29 protein-coding genes are annotated in these 24,436 nt (G+C 70.3%); 19 read left to right on the top strand and 10 right to left on the bottom strand.

What is annotated here, in order from left to right:
* Positions 1 to 95 precede the first annotated feature (95 nt).
* Complete coding sequence (locus tag ACFJGV_RS12105; protein ID WP_378144196.1) at positions 96 to 1,523, top strand: CCA tRNA nucleotidyltransferase; 1,428 nt, start codon at positions 96 to 98, stop codon at positions 1,521 to 1,523.
* 104 nt (positions 1,524 to 1,627) lie between these two features.
* Here the strand turns inward: ACFJGV_RS12105 and ACFJGV_RS12100 are convergent, their stop codons facing one another.
* Genes ACFJGV_RS12100 through ACFJGV_RS12090 form a run of 3 tightly spaced genes read right to left on the bottom strand, consistent with a single transcriptional unit; the run spans position 1,628 to position 4,685 of the window.
* On the bottom strand, positions 1,628 to 2,701 hold the full coding sequence (locus tag ACFJGV_RS12100; RefSeq protein WP_378144195.1) for an inositol-3-phosphate synthase: 1,074 nt from the start codon (positions 2,699 to 2,701) through the stop codon (positions 1,628 to 1,630).
* A gap of 56 nt (positions 2,702 to 2,757) precedes the next feature.
* Complete coding sequence (locus tag ACFJGV_RS12095; protein WP_378144194.1) at positions 2,758 to 3,492, bottom strand: PIG-L family deacetylase; 735 nt, start codon at positions 3,490 to 3,492, stop codon at positions 2,758 to 2,760.
* Positions 3,489 to 4,685 (bottom strand): glycosyltransferase, encoded by a 1,197-nt coding sequence (locus ACFJGV_RS12090; protein ID WP_378144192.1) that lies wholly within the window; start codon positions 4,683 to 4,685, stop codon positions 3,489 to 3,491. Before ACFJGV_RS12090 ends, ACFJGV_RS12095 begins: the two co-directional genes overlap by 4 nt.
* 205 nt (positions 4,686 to 4,890) lie before the next feature.
* Here ACFJGV_RS12090 and rpsF point away from each other — a divergent pair, with 205 nt between their 5' ends.
* The 5 genes from rpsF (at position 4,891) to dnaB (ending at position 8,309) form a co-directional block, all read left to right on the top strand.
* Positions 4,891 to 5,262 (top strand): 30S ribosomal protein S6, encoded by a 372-nt coding sequence (gene rpsF / locus ACFJGV_RS12085; protein ID WP_378148714.1) that lies wholly within the window; start codon positions 4,891 to 4,893, stop codon positions 5,260 to 5,262.
* Positions 5,263 to 5,268: 6 nt separating this feature from the next.
* Positions 5,269 to 5,781 (top strand): single-stranded DNA-binding protein, encoded by a 513-nt coding sequence (locus tag ACFJGV_RS12080; protein ID WP_378144191.1) that lies wholly within the window; start codon positions 5,269 to 5,271, stop codon positions 5,779 to 5,781.
* Between the two features lie 30 nt (positions 5,782 to 5,811).
* Positions 5,812 to 6,075: a 30S ribosomal protein S18 gene (rpsR, locus tag ACFJGV_RS12075; protein WP_085021208.1), complete on the top strand. Its 264-nt coding sequence runs from the start codon at positions 5,812 to 5,814 to the stop codon at positions 6,073 to 6,075.
* An 11-nt stretch (positions 6,076 to 6,086) separates the two neighbouring features.
* Positions 6,087 to 6,539, top strand: a complete 453-nt coding sequence (gene rplI, locus ACFJGV_RS12070; protein WP_378144190.1) for a 50S ribosomal protein L9 — start codon at positions 6,087 to 6,089, stop codon at positions 6,537 to 6,539.
* 393 nt (positions 6,540 to 6,932) lie between these two features.
* Positions 6,933 to 8,309, top strand: a complete 1,377-nt coding sequence (dnaB, locus tag ACFJGV_RS12065; RefSeq protein ID WP_085021206.1) for a replicative DNA helicase — start codon at positions 6,933 to 6,935, stop codon at positions 8,307 to 8,309.
* Positions 8,310 to 8,322: 13 nt separating this feature from the next.
* Here dnaB and ACFJGV_RS12060 read toward each other — a convergent pair whose 3' ends face one another.
* Positions 8,323 to 8,526 (bottom strand): hypothetical protein, encoded by a 204-nt coding sequence (locus ACFJGV_RS12060; RefSeq protein ID WP_378144189.1) that lies wholly within the window; start codon positions 8,524 to 8,526, stop codon positions 8,323 to 8,325.
* 51 nt (positions 8,527 to 8,577) lie between these two features.
* Here ACFJGV_RS12060 and ACFJGV_RS12055 point away from each other — a divergent pair, with 51 nt between their 5' ends.
* Positions 8,578 to 8,841: a hypothetical protein gene (locus ACFJGV_RS12055; protein WP_378144188.1), complete on the top strand. Its 264-nt coding sequence runs from the start codon at positions 8,578 to 8,580 to the stop codon at positions 8,839 to 8,841.
* 93 nt (positions 8,842 to 8,934) lie between these two features.
* On the opposite strand, the gene ACFJGV_RS12050 is transcribed toward ACFJGV_RS12055, so the two are convergent.
* A complete protein-coding gene (locus tag ACFJGV_RS12050) occupies positions 8,935 to 9,693 on the bottom strand; it encodes an alpha/beta hydrolase (RefSeq protein WP_378144187.1) in 759 nt (252 codons plus the stop codon).
* 204 nt (positions 9,694 to 9,897) lie between these two features.
* Here ACFJGV_RS12050 and ACFJGV_RS12045 point away from each other — a divergent pair, with 204 nt between their 5' ends.
* Both ACFJGV_RS12045 and ACFJGV_RS12040 read left to right on the top strand, forming a co-directional pair.
* Complete coding sequence (locus ACFJGV_RS12045; RefSeq protein WP_378144186.1) at positions 9,898 to 11,034, top strand: epoxide hydrolase family protein; 1,137 nt, start codon at positions 9,898 to 9,900, stop codon at positions 11,032 to 11,034.
* Positions 11,035 to 11,107: 73 nt separating this feature from the next.
* Complete coding sequence (locus ACFJGV_RS12040; protein WP_378144185.1) at positions 11,108 to 11,692, top strand: LPXTG cell wall anchor domain-containing protein; 585 nt, start codon at positions 11,108 to 11,110, stop codon at positions 11,690 to 11,692.
* Here ACFJGV_RS12040 and ACFJGV_RS12035 read toward each other — a convergent pair.
* Positions 11,665 to 12,150, bottom strand: coding sequence for a MarR family winged helix-turn-helix transcriptional regulator (locus tag ACFJGV_RS12035; protein ID WP_378144184.1), 486 nt, complete (start codon positions 12,148 to 12,150; stop codon positions 11,665 to 11,667). The two genes, ACFJGV_RS12040 and ACFJGV_RS12035, sit on opposite strands and share 28 nt — an antisense overlap.
* Positions 12,151 to 12,254: 104 nt before the next feature.
* On the opposite strand from ACFJGV_RS12035, the gene ACFJGV_RS12030 reads away from it, so the two are divergent.
* Positions 12,255 to 12,854 (top strand): hypothetical protein, encoded by a 600-nt coding sequence (locus tag ACFJGV_RS12030; protein ID WP_378144183.1) that lies wholly within the window; start codon positions 12,255 to 12,257, stop codon positions 12,852 to 12,854.
* On the top strand, positions 12,851 to 13,102 hold the full coding sequence (locus ACFJGV_RS12025; protein ID WP_378144182.1) for a hypothetical protein: 252 nt from the start codon (positions 12,851 to 12,853) through the stop codon (positions 13,100 to 13,102). Before ACFJGV_RS12030 ends, ACFJGV_RS12025 begins: the two co-directional genes overlap by 4 nt.
* Positions 13,103 to 13,184: 82 nt before the next feature.
* On the opposite strand, the gene purB is transcribed toward ACFJGV_RS12025, so the two are convergent.
* The 3 genes from purB to ACFJGV_RS12010 form a co-directional block, all read right to left on the bottom strand.
* Positions 13,185 to 14,567: an adenylosuccinate lyase gene (purB, locus tag ACFJGV_RS12020; RefSeq protein WP_378144181.1), complete on the bottom strand. Its 1,383-nt coding sequence runs from the start codon at positions 14,565 to 14,567 to the stop codon at positions 13,185 to 13,187.
* Positions 14,564 to 15,091 carry a low molecular weight protein-tyrosine-phosphatase gene (locus tag ACFJGV_RS12015; RefSeq protein WP_378144179.1) on the bottom strand — a complete coding sequence of 176 codons (528 nt, stop codon included), beginning with the start codon at positions 15,089 to 15,091 and terminating at the stop codon, positions 14,564 to 14,566. Before ACFJGV_RS12015 ends, purB begins: the two co-directional genes overlap by 4 nt.
* Positions 15,092 to 15,170: 79 nt before the next feature.
* Entirely contained in the window at positions 15,171 to 15,578 is a 408-nt protein-coding gene (locus tag ACFJGV_RS12010) for a phage holin family protein (protein WP_378144178.1), read from the bottom strand.
* A 105-nt stretch (positions 15,579 to 15,683) separates the two neighbouring features.
* Here ACFJGV_RS12010 and ACFJGV_RS12005 point away from each other — a divergent pair, with 105 nt between their 5' ends.
* The 4 genes from ACFJGV_RS12005 (at position 15,684) to ACFJGV_RS11990 (ending at position 20,246) form a co-directional block, all read left to right on the top strand.
* Entirely contained in the window at positions 15,684 to 16,769 is a 1,086-nt protein-coding gene (locus tag ACFJGV_RS12005) for a histidinol-phosphate transaminase (RefSeq protein WP_378144177.1), read from the top strand.
* Between the two features lie 27 nt (positions 16,770 to 16,796).
* Positions 16,797 to 17,921, top strand: coding sequence for a thiamine pyrophosphate-dependent dehydrogenase E1 component subunit alpha (locus ACFJGV_RS12000; RefSeq protein WP_378144175.1), 1,125 nt, complete (start codon positions 16,797 to 16,799; stop codon positions 17,919 to 17,921).
* A 62-nt stretch (positions 17,922 to 17,983) separates the two neighbouring features.
* The gene (locus ACFJGV_RS11995) at positions 17,984 to 18,943 is read left to right on the top strand and encodes an alpha-ketoacid dehydrogenase subunit beta (RefSeq protein WP_378148712.1); all 960 of its coding nucleotides are present in this window, start codon (positions 17,984 to 17,986) and stop codon (positions 18,941 to 18,943) included.
* A 13-nt stretch (positions 18,944 to 18,956) separates the two neighbouring features.
* A complete protein-coding gene (locus tag ACFJGV_RS11990; protein WP_378144174.1) occupies positions 18,957 to 20,246 on the top strand; it encodes a dihydrolipoamide acetyltransferase family protein in 1,290 nt (429 codons plus the stop codon).
* Between the two features lie 338 nt (positions 20,247 to 20,584).
* Here ACFJGV_RS11990 and ACFJGV_RS11985 read toward each other — a convergent pair whose 3' ends face one another.
* Positions 20,585 to 21,229, bottom strand: a complete 645-nt coding sequence (locus ACFJGV_RS11985; protein ID WP_378144173.1) for a hypothetical protein — start codon at positions 21,227 to 21,229, stop codon at positions 20,585 to 20,587.
* 70 nt (positions 21,230 to 21,299) lie between these two features.
* Between ACFJGV_RS11985 and ACFJGV_RS11980 the strand changes: the two genes are divergently transcribed.
* From ACFJGV_RS11980 to ACFJGV_RS11965, 4 genes are read left to right on the top strand one after another with little or no spacing between them, the layout of a single operon-like run.
* Positions 21,300 to 21,758 (top strand): Lrp/AsnC family transcriptional regulator, encoded by a 459-nt coding sequence (locus ACFJGV_RS11980; protein WP_378144172.1) that lies wholly within the window; start codon positions 21,300 to 21,302, stop codon positions 21,756 to 21,758.
* Positions 21,759 to 21,790: 32 nt separating this feature from the next.
* Positions 21,791 to 22,726, top strand: a complete 936-nt coding sequence (locus tag ACFJGV_RS11975) for a metal ABC transporter solute-binding protein, Zn/Mn family (protein ID WP_378144171.1) — start codon at positions 21,791 to 21,793, stop codon at positions 22,724 to 22,726.
* Positions 22,723 to 23,538, top strand: a complete 816-nt coding sequence (locus tag ACFJGV_RS11970) for a metal ABC transporter ATP-binding protein (RefSeq protein WP_378144170.1) — start codon at positions 22,723 to 22,725, stop codon at positions 23,536 to 23,538. The genes ACFJGV_RS11975 and ACFJGV_RS11970 overlap by 4 nt, the downstream gene beginning before the upstream one ends.
* Positions 23,538 to 24,419, top strand: a complete 882-nt coding sequence (locus ACFJGV_RS11965) for a metal ABC transporter permease (protein ID WP_378144169.1) — start codon at positions 23,538 to 23,540, stop codon at positions 24,417 to 24,419. Before ACFJGV_RS11970 ends, ACFJGV_RS11965 begins: the two co-directional genes overlap by 1 nt.
* Positions 24,420 to 24,436: the final 17 nt, after the last annotated feature.

Genomic DNA, 24,436 nt, shown 5'->3' with positions numbered 1-24,436 from the left:
GGCGCTCGCCGCGCATCCGTGACAAGTGTAGGACGCCGCTGCTGAGAGGCCGTGGAGGCGAGAGCGGGACAGGCCGTCGCGGCTACACTGTCCCGGTGCAGTCGGTCCAGCAGTCGCTCGAGTTCCTCTCGCGACTGGCCTCCGAAGGGCCGGTCGCGACACTCGCCGTCGCCTTCGCCGAGGCCGGCTACGAGCTGGCCCTCGTCGGCGGTCCGGTGCGCGACGCCTTCCTCGGCCGGCCGATCACCGACCTCGACTTCACCACGGATGCGCGACCCGACGACATCCTGCGCATCGTGACGCCCCTCTCGCAGGTGCAGTGGGACGTCGGGCGGGCCTTCGGCACGATCGCCGCTCGCATCGACGGTGAGACGGTCGAGATCACCACCTACCGCAGCGACGTCTACGACGGCCAGACCCGCAAGCCCGAGGTCGAGTTCGGCGACACGCTCGACGACGACCTGACCCGCCGCGACTTCACCGTCAACGCGATGGCCCTGCGGCTGCCCGAGCTCAAGCTCGTCGATCCCTCCGGCGGCATGGACGACCTGATCGCCGGGGTCCTCCGCACCCCCGGTGCTCCCGAGCGGTCGTTCGGCGACGACCCGCTGCGGATGCTCCGCGCCATCCGGTTCAGCGCGCAGCTCGGGTTCAGGGTCGACGTCGACACCGCCGTCGCCATCACCGAGCTCCGCGACACCATCGGCATCGTGTCGATCGAGCGGGTCAACGACGAGCTGTCGAAGCTGCTCAAGACTGATGCGCCCCGCCGCGGTGTGGAGCTGCTGGTCGAGAGCGGGCTGGCCGACCTGATCATCCCCGAGATCCCCGCTCTGCAGCTGCAGATCGACGAGCACCACCACCACAAGGACGTCTATCAGCACAGCCTCACCGTGCTCGACCAGGCGATCGACCTCGAGCGGAGCCGTCATCCCGGATCGCCGCCCGACCTGGTGCTGCGCCTCGCGGCGCTGCTGCACGACATCGGCAAGCCGGCCACCAAGCGCAACGAGCCGGGCGGTCAGGTCAGCTTCCACCACCACGACGTGATCGGCGCGAAGATGGCGCGCAAGCGCCTGCGCGCGCTGCGCTTCGACAACGACACGATCGCGGCGGTGTCGCGGCTCATCGAGCTGCATCTCCGCTTCTTCGGGTACACCGATGGTGCGTGGACCGACTCCGCAGTGCGCCGGTACGTGCGCGACGCAGGTGACCAGCTCGAGCGTCTGCACATCCTCACCCGCGCCGACGTCACCACCCGCAACCGGCGCAAGGCCGACCGGCTGCAGTTCGCGTACGACGACCTGGAGGAGCGCATCCGGGTGCTCGCCGAGGAGGAGGAGCTGGCCGCGGTCCGGCCCGACCTCGACGGCAACGACATCATGCGCATCCTCGGGATCGGCCCCGGCCGCGAGGTGGGTCAGGCGTACGCGCACCTGCTCGAGGTGCGCCTCGACGAGGGCCCGCTCTCGCCCGAGGTCGCGGAGGAGCGCCTCCGCGCCTGGTGGGCCGCCCGCGCCTGAGGCGCGGTCACGCCCGCGGCGGTGCCTGCCGCGTTCGCCACCTTTTTGGCGCTTCGCCATACGCATGCGCGTGGCGAAACGCCACGAGCATGGCGAAACGGGGGTCAGGAGCCGTAGGCGGCGATGAACTCCTCCAGGGCGGCGCGCGCGTCGTCGTCGGGCATCTGGCGGGCGGGGCTCTTCATGAAGTAGGCGCTCGCCGCCTCGAGCGGGCCGCCGAGGCCCGCATCCTTCGCGATCTTCGCCGCGCGCACCGCGTCGATGATGACGCCTGCGGAGTTGGGCGAGTCCCACACCTCGAGCTTGTACTCGAGGCTCATCGGGGCGCCGCCGAAGCCGTGGCCCTCGAGGCGGACGAACGCGAACTTGCGGTCGTCGAGCCACGGCACGTGATCGCTCGGCCCGATGTGCACGTCGTGCGCGGGCAGGTCGATGTCGATGTTGCTCGTCACCGCCTGCGTCTTCGAGATCTTCTTGCTCGACAGACGACGTCGCTCGAGCATGTTCTTGAAGTCCATGTTGCCGCCGACGTTGAGCTGGTACGTGTGGTCGATCCGGATGCCGCGGCTCTCCAGCAGTCTGGCCAGCACGCGGTGGGTGATGGTGGCGCCCACCTGGCTCTTGATGTCGTCGCCCACGATCGGCAGACCCGCCTCGGCGAACTTCGCCGCCCACTCGGGGTCGCTGGCGATGAAGGCCGGGATGGCGTTGACGAACGCGACACCCGCATCCAGGGCCGCCTGCGCGTAGAAGCGGGTCGCCTCCTCCGAGCCGACGGGGAGGTAGCTGACGAGCACGTCCGCTCCGGAGGCGCGGAGCGCCGCCGCGACGTCGACCGGTTCGGCGTCGGACTCGTCGATCATGTCGACGTAGTACTCCCCCAGGCCGTCGAGGGTGGGTCCGCGCTGCACGAGAACACCGGTCTCGGCGACGTCGGCGAACTTCAGCGTGTTGTTCTCGCTCGCCCAGATGGCCTCGGCGAGGTCGACCCCCACCTTCGCGGCGTCGACGTCGAACGCCGCGACGAACTCGAGGTCGCCCACGTGGTGCGGGCCGAAGCGCACGTGCATGAGGCCGGGCACGGCCTCGTCATCGGGAGCGTCCCGGTAGTAGGTCACACCCTGCACCAGCGCGTTCGCGCAGTTCCCGACACCAGCGATGGCGACCTTGACGCTCATCCGACCTCATCCTCCGACTCGTTGCGCACACGGCTCGGTGCACAAACGCAACGAGCTTACCCAGCGCGGCGGTACCGCTCGACGCGGGCGACGGGGTGCCGCTGGCCGCCGCTGAGCACGAAGTCGTCGCCGTCGAGGGTGAGCTGCGTGGCGTGGGCGGCCATCGCGGCACGCTTCGCGGGGAGCGAGCCGAGGGCGATCAGGTCGAGGGCGGCCTCACCGGGGCCGTCGTCGACCCTCGGCTCCACGATCTCGAACAGCGGCAGACCGAGGTGCTCGGCGACCATACCGGCGGCCTCGCGCATCCGTACGTGGTCGGGGTGGCCGTATCCGCCCCGCACGTCGTAGCTCACGATCGAGGTGGGTCGGAACGCGGTCGCGAGGATGCTCAGGTCGCCGACGACCTCGTCGAGCGCGGCGAGGCTCAGGGCCTCGGTGGGGGCGTCGTCGGCCGCCACCGCGAAGCCGTCGGGGCCCCAGGCCATCCCCGAGTCGACGTAGCGGCGTCTCCGCTCCTCCCCCAGCCAGGCGTGGCCCGGCCCGCCGAGGGCGGAGAGGGCGGCGGCGAGCTCGCGCTCGCGGTGGGCGGGGAGCGCGGAAGTACCCTCGAGCTCGTGCAGCGGGCCGGGCACCACCTCGCCGCGCTCACCCCGTGTCCCCGTGACGACGAGCACGTCGGCGCCCCGCGTGAGAAGGGCGGCGATGGTGCCGCCCGTGGAGATGGTCTCGTCGTCCGGATGCGCGTGTGCCAGCAGGACGCGGTCGCCGAACGCGGCGAGGAGATCGGTCATGCGCACGCCGTCCGCAGCGAGACGACGCGCTCGTAGTCGTCGAGCATCCGGTCAGCGGCCCGCTCCCAGGTGTGGGCGGCCGCGTGGGCGAGCGCACCTCGGCGCAGCGGGATGCGCTCCAGGTCGTCGCGCGTCATCCGCAGCATGGCGGCGGCCCACGCGGCGGGGTCGCGCTCCGGCACTAGGAGGCCGGTGACGCCGTCGACGACCGATTCGGAGAGTCCGCCGGCGCCTGAAGCGATGACGGGCACACCGCTGGCGGCCGCCTCGAGCGCGACGATGCCGTAGGTCTCCGAGAAGGAGGGGACGAGGAGAGCGGCCGACCGCCGCAGGAGCTCCGCCGCATCGGCGCGACGGCGAGCCGGGAGCAGCTCGACCCAAGGACCTAGGCCGAGCGCGGCGATGCGGGCGCGCAGCATCCGGCCGTACTCCTCGTGGCCCGGGCTCACGCCGCCCGCGATCACAAGACGGGGCCGCGCGGTGGCGGGGATGCGGGCGAGGGCCTCGATCGCGAGGTCGGCACCCTTGAGGGGCTGCAGTCGGGCGAGGAGGAGCAGCGGTCCGGCGGGCGGGGCGGGGTCGAGCGGATGGAAGAGGTGCGTGTCGACGCCCGGCCCGACGACGTCGACGCACGATTCGGATGCACCGTAGTCGCGCACGATCGCCTCGGCCTCGAAGCGGCTCGCTGCGATCGTGAAGGCGGATCGGCGCACCGCATCGCGCTCGGCGTCGATGCGGGTCTGCGGCTCGGGGCGATCGCCGGGCGCGAGGAGCGCGTTCTTGACGGTCGCGACGGTGTGGAGGCTCGTGACGTGCGGGACGCCCTGGGCCTCCGCGACGGGCAGCGCGGCGGCGGCGCTCAGCCAGTAGTGCGAGTGGAGGAGGTCGAAGCGGGGCAGCTCGGCGAGCGCGGAGCCGAACTCCGCGGTGAGGGCGGCGAGCCCCGCCTTCGGCACCGGCGCCGCCGGGCCCGCCGGGAGGTGCCGAACGAGCGCGCCGCCCGGAGTCGTGTGGAGGTCGCCGGAGGGCTGCTCGGGCGACGAACGCCGCGTGAGCAGCTCGACGTCGGCGCCGCGGGCGGTGAGCGCCTCCGCGAGGCCGGCGAGGTACACGTTCATGCCCCCGGCATCCCCCTCCCCCGGCACGTCGAGGGGTGAGGTGTGCATCGAGACCAGGGCGACGCGGATGCTCACCCCTCCAGAGTACGGGCGGATGCCGGCCGGCTCTGGCCGCTTCTGGCCGCGCATCCACTGCTCTGCTAGAGTGTTCAGGTTGTCCTGCGCCCAGTGGCGATCGTCACGCGGACGCAGGCAGATGCAGATACACCCTCCTGTCACAGACCGTCTGTGACCGTTCTAGTCCGAAGGAGGTGGGTTTGTGACGCATCAGTACGAACTCATGGTGATCCTCGACCCCGAGATCGATGAGCGCACCGTGGCCCCGAGCCTCGACAAGTTCCTCAACGTCATCCGCAACGATGGTGGCACCGTGGACAACGTCGACATCTGGGGTCGTCGCCGTCTCTCGTATGAGATCAACAAAAAGTCCGAGGGCATCTACGCCGTGGTGAACCTCACCGCGACGTCGGAGGCGACCAAGGAGCTCGACCGTCAGCTGAACCTCTCCGAGGCCGTCATGCGCACCAAGGTGCTCCGTGCCGAAGAGGGCTTCGCCCAGGTCGCGGCGGCCCAGAAGCTGGCTGACGAGAAGGCCGCCCGCAAGGCGGCCGGCCCGAAGTCGGCTCCCCGTGCGGCGGCGGCGAGCAAGTAGCCCGTCATGGCAGGTGAGACCGTCATCACCGTGGTGGGAAACCTCACGGCCGACCCCGAGCTGCGTTACACGCAGAACGGGCTCGCTGTCGCGAACTTCACCATCGCGTCGACGCCGCGCACCTTCGACCGCCAGTCCAACGACTGGAAGGACGGAGAGGCGCTCTTCCTCCGGGCCAGCGTGTGGCGCGAGTTCGCCGAGCACGTCGCCGGGTCGCTGACCAAGGGAAGCCGCGTCATCGCGACCGGCCGCCTGCGCCAGCGCTCCTACGAGACGAAAGAGGGCGAGAAGCGCACCTCGATCGAGCTCGAGGTCGACGAGATCGGCCCCTCGCTGCGCTATGCGACCGCTCAGGTCACCCGCACGTCGGGTGGCGGCGGTGGCGGTGGTGGCCGCGGTCAGGTCAGCCAGTCGAGTGAGCCGTGGGCCGCATCCGCGCCCGCGACCTCGTCGAGCGACCCCTGGAGCAACCCGGGCAGCGGTGGCGGCGGCGGTTACGCCGACGACACCCCCTTCTAAACACTTCTTCCTCAGAACAGGACACTTCTCATGGCTGGAAAGTCAAGCGGCGACCGCCGCAAGCCGCTCCGCGGCAAGGGTGCGAAGAACGCAGCGCCCGCGAAGTCGATCCGTGTCGGCGTCATCGACTACAAGGACGTCGCCACCCTTCGCAAGTTCATCTCCGAGCGCGGCAAGATCCGTGCCCGCCGCATCACCGGTGTCTCCGTGCAGGAGCAGCGCCTCATCGCCCGCGCCGTCAAGAACGCGCGCGAGATGGCGCTCCTGCCCTACGCAGGCTCTGGCCGCAACTAAGGAGCGCACCCATGTCGAAACTCATCCTCACCCACGAGGTGACCGGGCTCGGCTCCGCCGGCGACGTCGTCAACGTCAAGAACGGCTACGCCCGCAACTACCTCATCCCTCAGGGCTTCGCCGTGGCGTGGAGCCGCGGTGGCGAGAAGCAGGTCGAGCAGATCAAGTCGGCCCGTGCCGCTCGTGAGCTCGCCACCCTCGAAGAGGCGCAGGCGCTCAAGGCCAAGCTCGAGGACACCACCGTCAAGCTGACCGTCAAGGCCGGCAAGGAGGGTCGTCTGTTCGGCTCGGTGAAGACCTCCGACATCGCAGACGCGGTGTCGGCGGCCGGCATCGGCGAGCTCGACCGCCGCAAGATCGAGATCCCCACCGCGATCAAGTCTGTCGGCTCTCACGAGGCCACGGTCCGTCTTCGCGACGACCTCACCGCCTCGATCGCCCTCCAGGTGGTCGCAGCAAAGTAGCAGCATCCGCTGCCGGGTGGCAAGAGCCGAATGGGCTCTTGCCACCCTTTGCTTTCCCCAGATCCATCCACAGGTGAAGACCCTTCATGGAAGTCTCTACTACCAGTCGAAGCTTTATGGATTTCACAGGCTGCGGAGAGTCGAATCACCTGATCAGGAGCGTTATCGTTCAGCCAATGGGTGATCTTTCCACAGTCGTTCCCACAGCTTGTGCACAACCCGCGCGGCGTTTTGCCCATCCACTCCACAGTTCTGTCCACAGGTCGTGTTGAAGCCCCTGGAAGTCCTTCCGTAAGGTGAGGCGCGCCCCGGGGGAACCCGTCGGATGTCGGTCGTGGGCGCGATAATCCGACTTGTCAGAACACCGGTCATGCGACCTCAGAAGGAGTGCCCGTGTCGATCGCTCACCTCGGTCTCGAGTCCCGTCAGGGCAACGATTCCCGTGGTCCCGCGACCGACCGCGTCCCCCCGCACGACCTCCTCGCCGAGCAGAGCGCGCTGGGAGGCATGCTGCTCAGCAAGGATGCGGTGGCCGACGTCGTCGAGACGGTCCGCTCGGTCGACTTCTACATCCCGAAGCACGAGGTCATCTTCGAGGCCGTGCTCAACCTGTACTCGCACGGCGAGCCCACCGACGTGATCGCGGTCACCGACGAGCTGACCAAGACCGGTGAGCTCACCCGTGCGGGCGGCGCCGAGTACCTCCACACGCTCACGAGCCTGGTGCCCACCGCGGCCAACGCCGGCTTCTACGCCTCGATCGTCGCCGAGAAGGCGGTGCTGCGGCGCCTGGTCGAGGCCGGCACCCGCATCGTGCAGATGGGCTACGCCAGCGAGGGCGAGGTCATCGACCTCGTCAACAACGCGCAGGCCGAGATCTACAACGTCAACGGTGGCGTCGAGACCGAGGACTACGTCCCGCTCTCCAACGCCGTCACCGCCGCGATGGACGAGATCGAGGCCGCCGCCGGCAAGGACGGCCAGATGACCGGCGTGCCCACGGGCTTCGCCGACCTCGACAACCTCACGAACGGCTTCCACCCCGGGCAGATGATCATCGTCGCCGCCCGACCCGCGCTCGGAAAGTCGACGCTCGCCCTCGACTTCGCCCGCGCCGCGGCGATCAAGAACGACATGCCCGCCATCTTCTTCTCGCTCGAGATGGGCCGCAGCGAGATCGCGATGCGTCTGCTCTCGGCCGAGGCGTCGGTGCCGCTGCAGAGCATGCGCAAGGGCAAGGTCGACTCCCGCGACTGGACCACGATCGCCTCCACGCGCGGCCGCATCAACGACGCCCCGCTCTACATCGACGACAGCCCCAACATGTCGCTGGTCGAGATCCGCGCCAAGTGCCGGCGCCTCAAGCAGAAGGTGGGCCTCAAGCTCGTCGTCATCGACTACCTCCAGCTGATGACCTCGGGAAAGCGCGTCGAGAGCCGCCAGCAGGAGGTCAGCGAGTTCTCCCGAGCCCTCAAGCTCATGGCGAAGGAGCTCCAGGTGCCGGTCATCGCCCTCTCGCAGCTCAACCGTGGCCCCGAGCAGCGCGCCGACAAGAAGCCCGCGATCAGCGACCTCCGCGAGTCCGGTTCACTGGAGCAGGACGCCGACATGGTCATCCTCCTGCACCGTGAGGGCGCCTACGACAAGGACAACCCTCGCGCCGGCGAGGCCGACTTCATCGTCGCGAAGCACCGCAACGGCCCCACCGACACCATCACGGTCGGCTTCCACGGCCACTTCTCCCGCTTCGCCGACATGCCCGCGATCTGAGTCCGTTCTCGTTCTACGGTAGGCGTGAACGCTCCTCCAGCTCGCGGACGCGGGCCTCGAGGGCCGCGATGCGGTCGTAGAGGTCCACCAGCGTCACGCCGTCGGCCACGACCCCCGGGCGACCCTGATTCGCACGGACGAAGTCCTCGTGTCGGGCGAACTCCTCGCGCGGTCGGTAGCCGGGCACTCCCGGCACCTCGAAGTCGAAGAATCCCATGCCGTCCCTCCTCGTCTCACGCCAGATGTGTTGCGAGCGTACCGTGGGGGTGTGATCGACGAGCCGGAGCCCTCGGTGAGCGACGAGCAGGACGTCGCGACGCGGAGGCTGCTGTTCTGGCTGCGCGTGCCCTACGTGGCCGACGCGGGACTCGTGATCATCGGGGTCTGGCTGCTGCTCGACGGGAACGGTGTCGGGTGGTGGGTGCTGCTGTTCGCGCTGCTGCGGGCGATCATCGGCACGGTCTCGCTGCTCGTGATCGCGCCGCGCATGATCGCCGCGCGTCGGCACCCGGGCGGCCCGGGCCCGCGCTGAGGCGCGAGCCGATGCCCGAGGAGACGCCCGAGTGCACCCGGAAAGAGCGGATGCACGCGCCGCGCATCCGCAGTTCCTGGGTGCACTCGAGCCTCAGGCCGCGCGGAGGGCGCCGCCCAGGTGGCGCGCGAAGAACCTTGCAGCCTCGTCGCCCGCATGCGGCGGGACGCCCGTGTGACCGCCCATGTTCGCGGCGAGCGACTTCTCGGGCGACCCGAATGCGTCGAACAGATCGAGCGCGGCCTGGCGCGGGTTGTCGATGTCGTCCCACTGCAGCAGCACGTGGAGTGGGATGTGGACCGCCGGGGCCTCCTCGACGATGGCGCGCGGGATGCGGCTGCCGGCGAAGAGCACGGCCGCCGCGATCCGCTGGTCGGCGAGTGCCAGCCGGACGCCGAGCGAGATGTTCCCGCCCGAGTACCCGACCGGGCCGCCGAGCCCGGGCACAGCGGACAACGAGTCGACGGCGGCGATGCACTCCGGCACGGCCGCGTCGACGAGCGGGAGGACGAGCCGGTCGACGGTGGCGTCGGCGACCGGCTCGCCCGCGTGGATCGACGCGCGCAGCTCCGCCCGCGCCTCCTCGAGCGCCGGCAGCCGCGGCCGGGCGCCGCTCCCGGGCAGTTCGAGGGCAGCGCTCGCGAACCCGTCCTGCGCACCGCGCCGAGCGCGCGCGAGCAGCCGAGGGTGCTGAGCATCGAGGCCGCCCGGATGCCCGAGCAGGATCAGCGGAGCGGATCCCGCAGGGTCGAGGGAAGGCATCCACAGGATGCCGGGGACATCGCCCACGAGGACGGAGCGTTCGAGGAGATCGCCGTCGACGCGGCGTTCGGAGAGGATCTGGATGGTCATGGTCGTGCCCTTCGGGAGCGCTGGATGTACGGCGCTCCCGGACGACCTATCGCCCGACCGTGACCCCTGAGAGGAGCACCCTTGTCGTCTGCTTCACGGGTACCACCTCCTCGTCCTCACTCACGGTGTGCCGGCAGAGTACCAGCCCAGGCAGCCCGCGACGCAGCCCTGCGACCGAACGCAGCCCGGGCGTAGCGTGAGGGCATGACGAAGGCGGTGGAGTTCGCGCCACAGGTGGGCGACGACGAGCTCGAGGAGCTGCGGGCGCGGCTGCGGTGGACGCGGTGGCCCGACGTGATCGACGGATCCGGGTGGACGTACGGGATCGACGTCGGGTGGCTGCGCGACCTCTGCGCGTACTGGGCCGACGGCTTCGATTGGCGGGTGCAGGAGGACGCGCTCAACCGCCTGCCGAGGCACCTGGTCGAGGTGGGCGGCCTGCGCATCCACGTGGTGCACGCGCTGAGCGCGGGGAACGGCGATGGACGGCATGGCACCCCGCTGCTGCTCTGCCACGGCTGGCCCGACTCCTTCTGGCGCTACACGAAGGTGATCGGCCCGTTGACCGAGGCGGGCTACGACGTGATCGTGCCCGACATGCCGGGCTTCGGCTACTCGGCGGCGCCCCGCGACCGCGTGCTCGACTCACGCGGGGTCGCCGCGCTGTGGGCCGAGCTCATGTCCACGCTGGGCTACGACCGGTTCCTCGTCGCCGGGGGCGACATCGGCAGCCACGTGGCCAGGTATCTCGCGCTCGATCACCCTGATCGCGTGATGGCGGTGCACAGGACGGATGCGGGCCTCCCGCCGGCCACACTCGATCCGTCCACCCTGTCCGAGCCCGAGCGGGCCTGGGTCGCCCGGGTCGCCGAGTGGAGCGCCACCGAGGGCGCGTACGCGGCGATGCAGCGCACGAAGCCCGACACCGCGGCCGTGGCCCTCGCCGATTCTCCCTCCGGCGTCGCCGCGTGGATCCTCGAGAAGCTCCACGCGTGGAGCGACCTCGGCCCCGGCGGTGCATTCGAGGACGTGTACTCGCGAGATGAGCTGCTCACGGCGGTCTCGATCTACTGGCACACCGGCAGCATCCCGACTTCTCTGCGCATGTACCACGCGAACGCCGCGATCCCGGCGGAGCAGCTCGTGCGGCGCGTGGAGGTGCCGTCGGGCTTCACGCTCTACCCCGGCGACATCTCCTCTCCGCCCGATGAGTGGCTCGAGCGGATGGCGACGGTCGTCCGTGTGACGAGACCCGAGCGCGGCGGCCACTTCGCCGCGTTCGAGGTGCCCGCGTCGTACGTGACGGAGCTCACCTTGTTCTTCGAGCCGTACCGCGGATGAGGCCCATGCGTTGACAGAGCTGAGGATCACTCGGTAGAGTGCGAGGAAAACTCATCACTCGTCGGGGGTCATCATGGGTAGGTTCTTCGCATCCGTTCTCGCGGGCGCGGCGGTCGTCGTGACGGCCGCCGTCTCCGTCTCCTCAGCGTCGGCGTACGTGCCCGACGGCCGCGTCTCGATCAGCCCGGCGAGCGTCTCACCGGGCGGCGTCGTCACGATCAGCGCCTCGTCGAACTCCTTCCTCCCGCAGGAACCGGTGCGGGTCGCCGTCAACGGCTACGCCGCCACGCAAGCCGCGCTCGGGCTCCTGATCACCGCCAGCGTCGTCGAGGCGCCCGCCGTCGAGACCGCGAGCACGACCGGCCAGGCCTCACCGAGCGGTGCGCTCCTCGTCGAGGTGACCGCCCCGTACGACGGCCGGGGCAACTACGCCGTCGAACTCAGGGGCCTCGACAGCGGCCGGGTCTACACGGGTGCGTTCAGCGTCGTGGCGGCCGCCGCAGGTGGGGATGCGGCCGGTGGCGCGCTGCCGAACACCGGCGCCGACTCCTTCGAGCTGGTCGGACTCGGTGCGATCGGCCTCGCGGGGCTCCTCGGCGGAGCACTCGCGATCGCCTCCGCCCGGAGGCGTCAGGGCGCGTCGACCGCCGAGCGGTAGACGTCCGAGACGCGGTCGAGGAACCGCTCGACCGTCTCCCGCTCCTCCGGATCGAGCGACGCGACCACGTCGTTCACGCTCGAGATCACGGGCACGAGCTCGCCCATCGCCCGAGCGACCGACTCGGCGGACGGCACGACGACGATCTTGCGACGATCGTGCGGATGCGGGCTGCGCGAGACGTGGCCGAGCGAGACGAGCCTGTCGACGACGAGGGTCGACGCGGCGGTGGAGATGCCGAGCCGCGTCGCCAGGTCGCTCGGGGTGAGCGGGCCCTCCTCGATGAGGTGCTCCATCGCGGCGAGGTCGGTCGGGTTCACCGACAGCCGTGCGCCCAGCCTGCGCTCGAAGGCGTGGGCCAAGGTGAGGATCTCGCGGAGCTGAGAACCGATGGTGGTGGGCTCGGGGATGCCGTGCGTCGTCGCGAGTGCGGTCGCGTCTCGCGCGCTGTCGGCCATGGGAGCCATGCTAGACCTCACGTGCCGCCCGGTGCCGCGGGCCGGGCGGGCGTCCAGGGAGCGCCGACTACACTCGAACGGTCGGAACGAAGAAGGATGCCGTAGTGAACGACGCGACGAGCGCCGCCGGGAGATCGCCCTACTGGGGCGTGCCACTGGCTCGAGCGATCCCCTATCTCGTCACGGGACTGGTCATCACCTTCACCTCCGACCACTCCCCCGTCATGGGCCTCATCAGCTACGGGCTGCTCTCCCTCATCGTCGGCGTGATCGTCGGCGTGCTCACCCTGCGGACGCTCACCGAGCCGCGCGACCGGTCTGCACGACTGCTGTTCCTCATCCAGTCGGTGGTCGGCGTCGTGCTGGGCGCGCTCGCCCTCGTCTTCGCCGGCGTCGGCGGCGGAGCCGGTCTCGAGGCGTTCGTCTTCGTCGTGGGCATGAACGCCGCGATCGCCGGGTTCCTCGAGCTCTACACGGGGCTCCGATCGAAGCATCCGGGCCACAGAGACTGGATGGTCGTGGGCGGCGCGACGGTCGTGCTCGCGATCGTGACGCTGCTGCTGCCGCCGGGTGACCCGGTGCTCGCCGTCGGGATCGTCGGCGCTTACGCGATCATCATCGGGCTCTTCCTCGTGATCGCGGGCTTCTCGCTGCGCTGGGGCGGCCACCAGATCTCCACCACCCGAACCCGGAAGACATCGTGAACGCTCCCTCGAGACGCGACCGGCTGCGGCCGGTCGAACTGCTGGTCCTCTCCGCCGTGATGGCCGCCTTCGTGGGCCTCGTGGTGTTGATGTCGACGCGCGAGATCGCGCTCGCGGGCATCTTCGCGGGGGTCGCGTTCATCGTCACGCTCGTCGTGATCGCGATGTTCGCGCTGACCTTCAAGCCGAACGAGTCCGAGAAGCACGAGATCGACGACGACGACGCCCAGCGCCCCACCGGGCACTGAGCCCGCTCGCCCCACGCTGATCCGTCACCTTCGGTCAGTGCAGAGCGCTCGCACTAGCCGAAAGTGACGGATCAGGGTTCGGTCAGTCGGCGAGATGGTCGACGAGCCGTGAGGCGAGCCCCACGTAGCGCGCGGGGGTGAGGGCGAGCAGCCGCTCCTTGGCGGCGTCGCCGATGTCGAGCCCGCGGATGAACTCCGCCATCTCGGTGGCGCCCACCCGGCGGCCGCGCGTCAGCTCCTTGAGCAGCGCGTAGGGATCCGCGATGGAGGAGCGGCCCTCCGTGACCTCGGCGCGCACCACCGTCTGGATGGCCTCGCCGAGCACCTCCCAATTGGTGTCGAGATCAGCCTCGAGGGCCGTGGCGTTGAGAGAGATCTGCCCGAGCCCCCCGCGGATGTTGTCGAGCGCCAGCACGGAGTGCCCGAGCGCGACGCCGATGTTGCGCTGCGCGGAGGAGTCGGTGAGGTCGCGCTGCAGGCGCGAGGTCACGAGGGTCGCGGCGAGCGAGTCGAGCAGCGCGCTCGAGAGCTCGAGGTTGGCCTCCGCGTTCTCGAAGCGGATGGGGTTCACCTTGTGGGGCATCGTCGACGAGCCCGTCGCGCCCTCGACCGGGATCTGCGTGAAGTAGCCCATCGAGATGTACGTCCACACGTCGGTGCAGAGGTTGTGCAGGATGCGGTTGGCGTGGCTGATGCGCGCGTACAGCTCCGCCTGCCAGTCGTGCGACTCGATCTGCGTCGTCAGCGGGTTCCAGGTGAGCCCGAGCGAGGTGACGAACTCGTTCGAGATCGCCTGCCAGTCCGCATCGGGATCGGCGGCGAGGTGCGCGGCGAACGTCGCCGTGGCACCGCTGAACTTTCCGAGGTACTCCGTCGCCACGACCTGCGCCCGCACGCGCTGGAGGCGGTGCACGAACACCGCGAGCTCCTTGCCCATGGTGGTCGGGGTCGCAGGCTGGCCGTGCGTGTGGGCGAGCATGGGTGCGTCGCGGTAGAGCTCGGCCTGGCGGATGAGCTCGGCGATCACGGCGTCGAAGGCCGGCAGCCACACCGAGGTGACGGCCGAGCGGATCGTGAGCGCATAGGAGAGGTTGTTGATGTCCTCGCTCGTGCAGGCGAAGTGTGTGAGCTCGGCGATCGAGGTGAGGCCGAGCTCGTCGAGCCGCTTCCGGATGAAGTACTCGACGGCCTTCACGTCGTGGCGCGTGGTCGCCTCGAGCGTGGCGAGCTCGTCGATCGACGACTGGTCGAAGCCGTCGACCAGGCCGCGCAGCGATCGCTGCTGCTCGGGCGTGAGCGGGGTGGTGCCGAACATGGAGTGATCGGTGAGGTAGATCAGCCAGTCGATCTCGACGAGCACGCGGGCGCGGTTGAGGCCCGCCTCGGAGAGGTGGTCGCCGAGGGCCTGGACGGCGGGGCGGTAGCGGCCGTCGAGCGGGCTGATGGGCTGAGGGGGGAGGGTCATGAGGGGCTGACCGTCGGCCTTTCGTCGTGGTGCGTCGCTCGCATGGCGGGCGCGATCTGGTGGAACAGGGCTCGGTCGGCGCGTTCGATCTCGGCGAGCACCGCGTCGAACATGGCCGCGTCGCCGTAGTACGGGTCGGCGACGTCGGACGAGCCACGCGCCTCCGGGTCGAACGAGAGCAGCAGGCGGATCTTCGAGCGGTCGTCGTCGGATCGGGCCCAGGAGCGCAGGATGCGCTCGTGGCTGCGGTCGAGGGCGACGACGAGGTCGAGGTCGTCGAACCAGCTCGGGTCGAACTGGCGCGCTCGATGGGTGCGGCCGTCGTAGCCGGCGTTCTCGAGGGCCACGAGCGTGCGAGGATCGGCCTGCTCGCCCACGTGCCACTCGCCGGTGCCCGCGGAGGTGACGCTGATCGCGTCGCCCAGCCCGGCATCCTCGGCCATGCGGCGGAGGACCACCTCGGCGATCGGGGAGCGGCAGATGTTCCCGGTGCACACCATGCAGATGCGGAACGGATCGGCCATGGGCCTCATTCTCCCATCCCGCCCGGCGGGGGCAGGGTCGGTCGCCGCCGGAGGCGGTCCAGCGGTCGGGTGACGCGGGTCAGCGGTCGCGTCGGCTCCGCGCGAGCGGCCGCAGGATCGCGCCGATGATGGCGGAGAGGATCGCCATCACGAGTGCGCCGAGCACGGCCCACCAGAATCCGTCGACCACGAGGCCGAAGCCGAAGATGGTCGTCGACAGCCAGCTCACGAGCATGAGCAGGAGGCCGTTCACCACGAGTGCGAGGAGGCCGAGCGTGAGGATGTAGAGCGGGAAGGCGACGACCCGGATGATCGAGCCGAGGATGCCGTTGACGACGCCGAAGATCAGGGCGACGAGCAGCAGGGTGAGGATCGACGGGAGGACGCCGGTGTCATAGGCGTCGAGATGGATGCCGCCGCTCACGATCAGTGTCGTCAGCCAGAGGGCGATCGCGTTGGCCACGAGCGACACGAGGAATCTGCGCATGGCCTCACTATCCCAGAGGTGGCGCCCCCGGACCAGGGTGCGGGCGCGCGCGCCGGGCAGGGCGCTGCCGGAGACGCGGCCCCGGGCCGGTCGTAGGATGACGGGATGGTGAAGCTGCGCCCCGAGATACTCGCCCTTCCGGCCTACAAGCAGGGCAAGGCGGCAGCGGGCGGGTACAAGCTCTCGTCCAATGAGAACCCGTTCGATCCGCTGCCGGGGGTGCTCGAGGCGGTCGATCGCGCGACCCGGTCGCTGCACCGCTACCCGAACGCCGCCGCCCCCGAGCTGACCGCCCGCGTCGCCGCCACCTGGGGTGTCGCGGAGGACGAGGTCATCATCGGCGCCGGCTCGGTGGCCCTCCTCGTGCAGTTCACCCTCGCGGCCGCCGGCCCCGGAGACGAGATCGTCTTCTCCTGGCGTTCCTTCGAGGCCTACCCGTGGATGGCGGTGCTGCCCGGCGCCACGGCGATCAGGGTGCCCAACACCCCCGACGAGCGCCACGACCTCGACGCGATGGCGGCGGCGATCACCGACCGAACCCGCCTCGTCATCGTCTGCAGCCCGAACAACCCGACCGGCACCGTCGTCACGCAGGCGGAGTTCGACGCGTTCCTCGCGAAGGTGCCCGACGACGTGCTCGTCATCCTCGACGAGGCGTACGCCGAGTTCGTCACCGACGTCGCTGCCGTGAACGGCCGCACGCTGGCGCTGCGCCATCCGAACCTCGTCGTGCTGCGCACGTTCTCGAAGGCCTACGGACTGGCCGGCCTCCGCATCGGCTACGGCGTCGGCCCGGCCTCGATCCTCGCCGCGGCACGCACCACGATCATCCCGCTCAGCGTCACGGATGCGGCCCAGCAGGCCGCTGTCGCCTCCCTCGACCGGGTCGACGAGCTGCATGAGCGTGTCGCCCACATCGCCGCTCGTCGAGACCGCGTGTGGGCGGCACTCGTCGAGCAGGGCTGGGACGTGCCGAAGCCGCACGGCAACTTCGTCTGGCTGGCCACCGGCGAGCACAGCGAGCGCGCGGCGGAGGTGTTCTCGGAGCACGGTGTCATCGTCCGCGCCTACTCGCCCGACGGGGTCAGGGTGACCATCGGCGAGGACGAGGCTGTGGAGCACGTCCTGGCTGCGGCCGAAGAGATTGTGCAGACTCTCCAAGGGAAGGGTCTGCACCTGCCGGTACGGTAGATCCGACGTTGTCAGGAGGTACCGCCGTTGTCCGACACGACGCCGACCGTCCAGTTCCTCTCCCTCGAGGGTGAGCTGCGACCCACCGACGCCGCAGAGGAGTTCGCGGATCGGCTCGCCGAGCTGACCGACGACAATCTGCGGGCGATGTACCGCACCATGCAGCTCGCCCGGCACTTCGACGCCGAGGCGTCGAACCTGCAGCGTCAGGGCCAGCTCGCCCTGTGGATCCCCTCGCACGGCCAGGAGGCCGCGCAGGTGGGCTCGGCGATGGCCGCCCGCGCGCAGGACCACATCTTTCCGGCGTACCGCGAGCACGTCGTCGCGATGGTGCGCGGCGTCGACCTCTACGAGATCCTCCGCCTGCTGCGCGGCGAGACGCACGGCGGATGGGACCCGACCGACCCCGCGAACGGGAACGTTCACGGCTACACGCTGGTCATCGGCGCGCACTCGCTGCACGCCGTCGGCTACGCGCAGGGCCTGCAGCTCGACGGGGTGGTCGGCACCGGCGACCTCGATCGCGACGCCGCCGTGCTCTGCTACTTCGGCGACGGCGCCACCTCCCAGGGCGACGTGAGCGAGGCGCTCGTCTTCGCCGCGAGCTCCGCGGCGCCCACCGTCTTCTTCGTGCAGAACAATCAGTGGGCCATCTCGGTGCCCGTGCGGGTGCAGTCCCCCGTCCCGCTCGCGCAGCGCCCGACCGGGTTCGGCATCCCCGGGGTGCGGATCGACGGCAACGACCCGCTGGCGAGCTACGCCGTCACCCGCACGTTCCTCGACGACGCCCGCGAGGCGCGCGGCCCCCGGTTCATCGAGGCGCTCACGTACCGGCTCGGGGCGCACACGTCCTCCGACGACCCCACCAAGTACCGCGACCCCGAGGAGTACGCGTACTGGGTCGCCCGCGACCCGATCGTGCGCTTCGAGAAGCACCTGCGCCTGCTCGGCGAGGGCGACACGTTCTTCGCCGACGTCGTCGCCGAGGCCGAGGAGTTCGGCGACCGCATGCGCCGCCGCATCCTCACCGCAGGGTCGCCCGACCCCGCGACCATGTTCGACCACGTGTATGCGGAACCGCATCCGGTCATGACGGAGCAGAAGCTCTGGCTGGAGCGCTACGAGGCCTCGTACGCAGAAGGAGTGCAGTGACCATCCACGACCAGGTGACCGCCCCCGCCGCGCCGACGCGCGCCGCGGTGGAGGAGCTGCCCATGGTGAAGGCGCTCAACGCCGGCCTCCGCCAGGCGCTCGCCGACGACCCGAAGGTCCTCCTCATGGGAGAGGACATCGGCACGCTCGGCGGCGTCTTCCGTGTGACCGAGGGTCTGCAGACCGAGTTCGGTGCGAAGCGCGTGTTCGACACCCCGCTCGCCGAGTCGGGCATCGTCGGCACCGCGATCGGACTCGCCATGCGCGGCTATCGTCCGGTCTGCGAGATCCAGTTCGACGGGTTCATCTTCCCCGCCTTCGACCAGATCACCACCCAGCTGGCCAAGCTCACCAACCGGGCGCAGGGCGCGTTCTCGCTGCCCATCGTCATCCGCGTGCCCTACGGCGGCCACATCGGGGCCGTCGAGCACCACCAGGAGAGCCCGGAGGCGTACTTCGCGCACACCGCCGGCCTGCGCCTGGTCAGCCCGTCGACGCCGCACGACGCCTACTGGATGATCCAGGAGGCGATCCGCAGCGACGACCCCGTGATGTTCTTCGAGCCCAAGAGCCGCTACTGGCCCAAGGGCGCCGTCGACTTCGGCGGCAGCACCACGCCGCTGCACGCCAGCCGGGTCGTGCGTCAGGGCACCGACGTCACCCTCGTCGCCCACGGCGCCATGGTGAGCGTGCTCATGCAGGCCGCCGAGGTCGCGCAGGAGGAGGGCATCAGCGCCGAGGTCATCGACCTCCGATCGCTCAGCCCCGTCGACTACGGCCCGATCGTCGAGTCGGTCACGAGGACCGGCCGGCTCGTCGTGGCGCAGGAGGCATCCGGATTCGTGTCGCTCGGCTCCGAGATCGCCGCCACCGTCACCGAGCGCGCGTTCTACTCGCTGAAGTCGCCGGTGCTCCGCGTCTCCGGCTTCGACATCCCGTTCCCGCCCGCGAAGCTCGAGAAGCTCCACCTGCCCGACGCCGACCGTGTGCTCGAGGCGGTCGACCGGGCCATGGCCTACTGATTCGAGGATCCGCATGAGCAGCACCCAGTTCCACCTCCCGGACGTCGGCGAGGGACTCACCGAGGCCGAGATCGTCGCCTGGAAGGTCGCCCCCGGCGACCCGGTCGAGATCAACCAGGTCATCGTCGAGATCGAGACCGCCAAGTCTCTCGTCGAGCTCCCCTCGCCGTTCGCGGGAGTGGTCTCCGGCATCCTCGTCGAGGAGGGCACCACCGTCGACGTCGGCACCGCCCTCATCACGGTCGACGCGGTCGACGGCGAGGAGGCCCCCGTCGTCACGCCCGAGGAGGAGGTCGGCGGCGGCTCCGTGCTCGTCGGCTACGGCAACCACGGAAGCGTCACCAGCCGTCGCGCCGGCCGCGGCAAGGTGACCATCCGCGCCATCGGCGAGGACGAGAGCGGACCCCGCGCCCGGCCGGGTCGCCATCAGCCCGTGCCCGGCATGCCCGTGCTCGCGAAGCCCCCCATCCGGAAGCTCGCGAAGGACCTCGGCGTCGTGCTCGAAGAGGTCGCGCCGACCGGTCCCGGCGGCGAGGTCACGCGGGAGGACATCATCCTCCACGCCGACCAGGCCAAGGTGTTCCAGAACATCGAGACCCCGCAGTGGGCGCCCGTGCGCGAGGAGCGCATCCCCGTGAAGGGCGTGCGCAAGCAGATCGCCCAGGCCATGACGACCAGCGCCTTCCAGGCCCCGCACGTCAGCCTCTTCGTCGACGTCGACGCCACCCGAACCATGGAGTACGTGCAGCGGCTCAAGACGTCGCCCGACTTCGCCGGCATCAAGGTGTCGCCCCTGCTCATGATGGCCAAGGCCGTCATCTGGGCCGTCCGCCGCAACCCGATGGTGAACTCCGCCTGGACCGACCAGGAGATCATCGTCCGCAACTACGTCAACCTCGGCATCGCGGCAGCGACCCCGCGCGGACTCATCGTGCCCAACATCAAGGATGCGCACGACATGTCGCTGCGCCTCCTCGCCGAATCGCTGCAGCAGCTCACCCAGACCGCGCGCGAGGGCCGCACCACCCCCGCCGATCAGGCCAACGGCACCATCACGATCACGAACATCGGTGTGTTCGGGATGGACACCGGCACCCCGATCCTCAACCCCGGCGAGGTCGGGATCATCGCGCTCGGCACGATCAAGCAGCGGCCCTGGGTCGTCGACGGCGAGGTGCGGCCCCGGTACGTCACCACCGTCGGCGCGAGCTTCGACCACCGCGTGGTCGACGGCGACGTCGCGAGCCGCTTCGTCGCCGACGTCGCCTCCATCCTCGAGGAGCCTGCGCTGCTGCTTGATTAGGCCGCCGCCACGGTGCTTGTCGGGGCCGCCGCCGCCCCTGCGGCGTCCACTGCGATCTGCCGCGCAAGCTCGCGTTGAGCCGCGGGTCTGCTGAGGAAGCGACGTACACGCCGCCGCTTCCTCAGCCCGTGAGGCTCGGGCGTGAGTGTTGGTGGGGGCGTGAGTGCTGGTGGGGGTGTGAGTGCTCGTGAGGCGGGCCGCACTCGGGGCGCCCTCTCTCGGGCGCGCACCGGGCTGTTTTCAGGAGGTACGTCCGTTTTCAGGACAGATCGTCCTGAGAACGGGCGAACTTCGTCGTCGGTCCTGAGAACGGACGCCGGCCGACGGCCGGGGCACGCTCACGAGGGGATGCGGGTGATCGCTTCGGCGATCATCAGGGCGCCGAGGGCGGCTACCGCGGTGTTGCCGATCAGGGTGGTCGCCCGGGCGAACCTCGGCCCCGCCGTTCGGCTCACCAGCGCTCCTGCGGCGACCAGGAGGAGTTGCCACGTCGCTGAGGCCAGGCCCACGCCCGCGATGAAGAAGGCGGCTGCGGATGGGGATGAGGCAACTGCGGTCGGGCCTGCGACCATCGCGGTGAAGTAGAGCAGAGTCGCCGGGTTGATCGCGGTGAGGCCGACGAAGAGGATGAACCGGCGGCCCGAGCGCGATGAGTGCGGGCACGGGCCCGCGCCCTCCTCCGCCGTGGGCGTGCGAGATGCATGGGCGAAACCGCGCGCGGCGATCGCCAGCAGGGCCGCGCCACCGAGGACCTGCGGCCAGGGGGCCCACGTGGCGACCAGCGGGGCGGATGCGGTGCCGATCGCGACGGCGGCGGCGCAGTAGAGGACGTCGACGGCGGCCACCGCGAGGGCGGCGGCCGCGCCGCGCGCCAACCCGCAGGTGGCGCCCTCCCGGAGCAGGAGCACGCCGATGGCGCCGAGCGGCAGCACGAGGGCGAGGCCGGCGAGGAGGCCCGCGCCGAGTGCGGCGAAGAGGTCCATGCATCCGAGTGTCGGGAGTGACCACCGGACGCCCTGACCGAAAACACTGTGGCATGAGAGCATTCACCACATGGATGCGATCGACGAGCAGATCATCCGGGTTCTGCGCGCGAATGGGCGTGCTTCGTTCAGTGCGCTCGGCCGCGAGATCGGGCTGAGCACCAACGCTGCAGCGGTGAGGGTCCGTCGCCTGGAGAGGAGCGGGGTGATCACCGGGTACCAGGCGATCCTCGGCACCGACGCGCCCGACGAGGTGAGCGGGCTCGAGGCGTTCGTCGATGTGCGCCTCGACACCGACCGCGACTCGGAGGAGTTCCTGGAGTGGGCGTCGGATGTCCGCGAGATCCTCGACGCGGTCCACGTGACAGGGCCGTACGACTACCTGCTCCGAGTCCACACGCGCGACACGGCCGCGCTCGACGGTCTTCTCAGGCTGGTGAAGAGAGAAGGCGGCGCGGCGCAGACGCAGACCCGCCTGGCACTGCGGCCGCGCCGCGCATCCGCGGGGCCGGGATCACAGAGATTTTGATAACCGTTCTCAGGTGATTAGAGTCGGGGGTCGTGACCCCGAATCGTGCTCGCCCACGTCGGCGGGCGCGCGCGCTCGTGGTCGCCGGAGTGCTCGCGGCGGCCGCGGCTCTCACCGGCTGCACGAGCGTGCCGGCCGCGACCATGACGGTGGGCACCGGCGCTCCGGCGTCGCTCTCGGTCGTGGCCTCCACCGACGTGTACGGCAGCCTCGCGACCGCCGTCGGCGGTGACCAGGTGGCGGTGACGAGCCTCATCGACAGCCCCACGAAGGATCCGCACGAGTTCGAGGCCAGCGCCCGGGACCAGCTCGCCGTGAAGGACGCCGACCTCGTCATCGCGAACGGCGGCGGCTACGACGACTTCCTCCCGCAGATGGTGGAGGCCGGCGGCTCGAGCCCCGTGATGGTGTCGGTGGCCGATGTATCCGGATACCCGGCCGCGGGTCTCAACGAGCACCTCTGGTACGACGTCCCCACGATGGAGCGCCTGGTCGACGCGCTGGCCGACCGCTTCGGCGACCTCGACCCCGACGACGCCGCGGTGTTCACGGCCAACGCCACCAGCGCGAAGAGCCAGCTCGCCGCCCTCGCGTCCGCGGAGGAGGATCTCGCCGAGAGCTACCGCGGTCAGCGGTTCCTCGCGACCGAGCCGCTCGCGCTCTTCATGCTCGACGCGATCGGCCTCGTCGACGCCACCCCGCCGGGCCTGCAGGATGCGGTCGAGCGCGGTGGCGAGATCCCGCCCGACGAGTTCCTCCAGGCGATCGAGCTCGCCACCGGCGGGACCGTCGAGCTGGTGGTGCACGACACCCAGACGCCGACCGCGCAGGCGAACGCCCTGGTCGAGAACGCGAAGAACGCGGGGACGCCGACGGTGGCGCTCTCCGAGACCCTGCCGAAGGACGAGGACTACTTCACCTGGATGAAGGCGAACCTCGATCTCATCACGGAGGCGCTGGCGCGATGACTGGGCCGGCCGCGACTCCCGTGCTGCGCATCCGCGACGGTGCGCTCGCCTACGGCCCGCGCCGGCTCTGGTCGGGCCTCGACCTCGACGTCGAGCCGGGCGAGTTCATCGCGGTGCTCGGGGCGAACGGATCGGGCAAGACGAGCCTCCTCCGCGCCGTGCTCGGCCAGCAGCCGCTCACGGAGGGCTCGATCGAGTTCCTCGGCCGGCCGGCCCGGCGCGGCGATCGCCGGATCGGCTACGTGCCGCAGCAGAAGCTCGCCGACGACGGGACCCCGCTTCGCGCGCGCGACCTCGTCGCGCTCGGCATCGACGGGCACCGGTTCGGCCTGCCACTCCCCTCGCGCTCGCGGCGAGCCCGCGTCGACGCCCTGCTCGCCGAGGTCGGGGCGGAGGGCTACGCCGACGCCGGCGTCTCCAGCCTGTCCGGTGGCGAGCAGCAGCGCCTCCGCATCGGGCAGGCGCTCGCGGGAGAGCCGCGCCTGCTGCTCTGCGACGAGCCGCTGCTCTCGCTCGACCTCGCCCATCAGCGCGGCGTGAGCGAGCTGATCGACCGCCAGCGGCAGGCCCGGCAGATGGGCGTGCTCTTCGTGACGCACGACATCAACCCGGTGCTCGCCTTCGTCGACCGCGTGCTCTACCTGGCGGGCGGGGGCTTCCGCATCGGGCCGCCGGATGAGGTGCTCCGCAGTGACGTGCTCTCCGAGCTGTACGGATCCCCGGTCGACGTCATCCGCACCCGGGGGCGCGTCATCGTGGTCGGCACTCCGGATGCGGGCCACGACCACCACCACGACGACGAGGTGGAGTGATGGACGACATCTGGTCGCAGATCTTCGACTTCAGCGACTACGGTCAGCTGCTGGCGCTGCTGCACAACTCGATCATCGCGGGCGCCGTGCTGGGCCTGGTGGGCGGCCTCATCGGGGTGTTCGTCATGTCGCGCGACATGGCGTTTGCAGTGCACGGCATCAGCGAGCTCTCGTTCGCCGGGGCCGCCGCGGGGCTGCTGTTCGGCGTCGGGGTGGTCGAGGGAGCGCTGGCGGGCTCCATCGTCGCGGCTCTGCTCATCGGGATCCTGGGCGCCCGTGCTCGCGATCGCAACTCGATCATCGCCGTGCTCATGCCCTTCGGGCTGGGCCTCGGCATCCTGTGCCTGGCTCTCTATCCCGGCCGCTCGGCCAACAAGTTCGGGTTGCTCACCGGGCAGATCGTGGCGGTCGACGATCCCCGGCTGAACTCGCTGATCATCATCTCCGCGATCGTCGTGGCCGGACTCCTGCTCACCTGGCGTCCGCTCACGTTCTCCAGCGTCGATGCCGACGTCGCGGCCGCCCGCGGCGTGCCCACCCGCGCCATGTCGATCTGGTTCATGCTCCTGCTCGGTCTGGCGGTCGCGGTCTCGGTGCAGATCGTGGGGTCGCTCCTCGTGCTCTCGGTGCTCGTCACGCCGGCCGCGGCAGCGCTCCGCCTGTCGAAGTCGCCCGTGGTCGTGCCGCTGCTCTCCACGCTCTTCGCGGTCGGATCGCTGGTGGGCGGCATCCTGCTCGCCCTCGGCTCGTCCGTGCCGATCAGCCCGTACGTCACGACGATCTCGTTCCTCATCTACGTCGTCTGCCGCATAGTCGAGCGCGTCCGCCGAGGGCGTGACGGCAGACGGCTCACCCCCAGCCGACCCGCGCTACCGTTGTAGCGGAGGACGGAGAGGGC

The sequence above is a fragment of the Cnuibacter sp. UC19_7 genome (assembly GCF_042699995.1).
Lineage (GTDB): Bacteria > Actinomycetota > Actinomycetes > Actinomycetales > Microbacteriaceae > Cnuibacter.
This window is presented reverse-complemented; position numbering and strand designations above follow the sequence as displayed.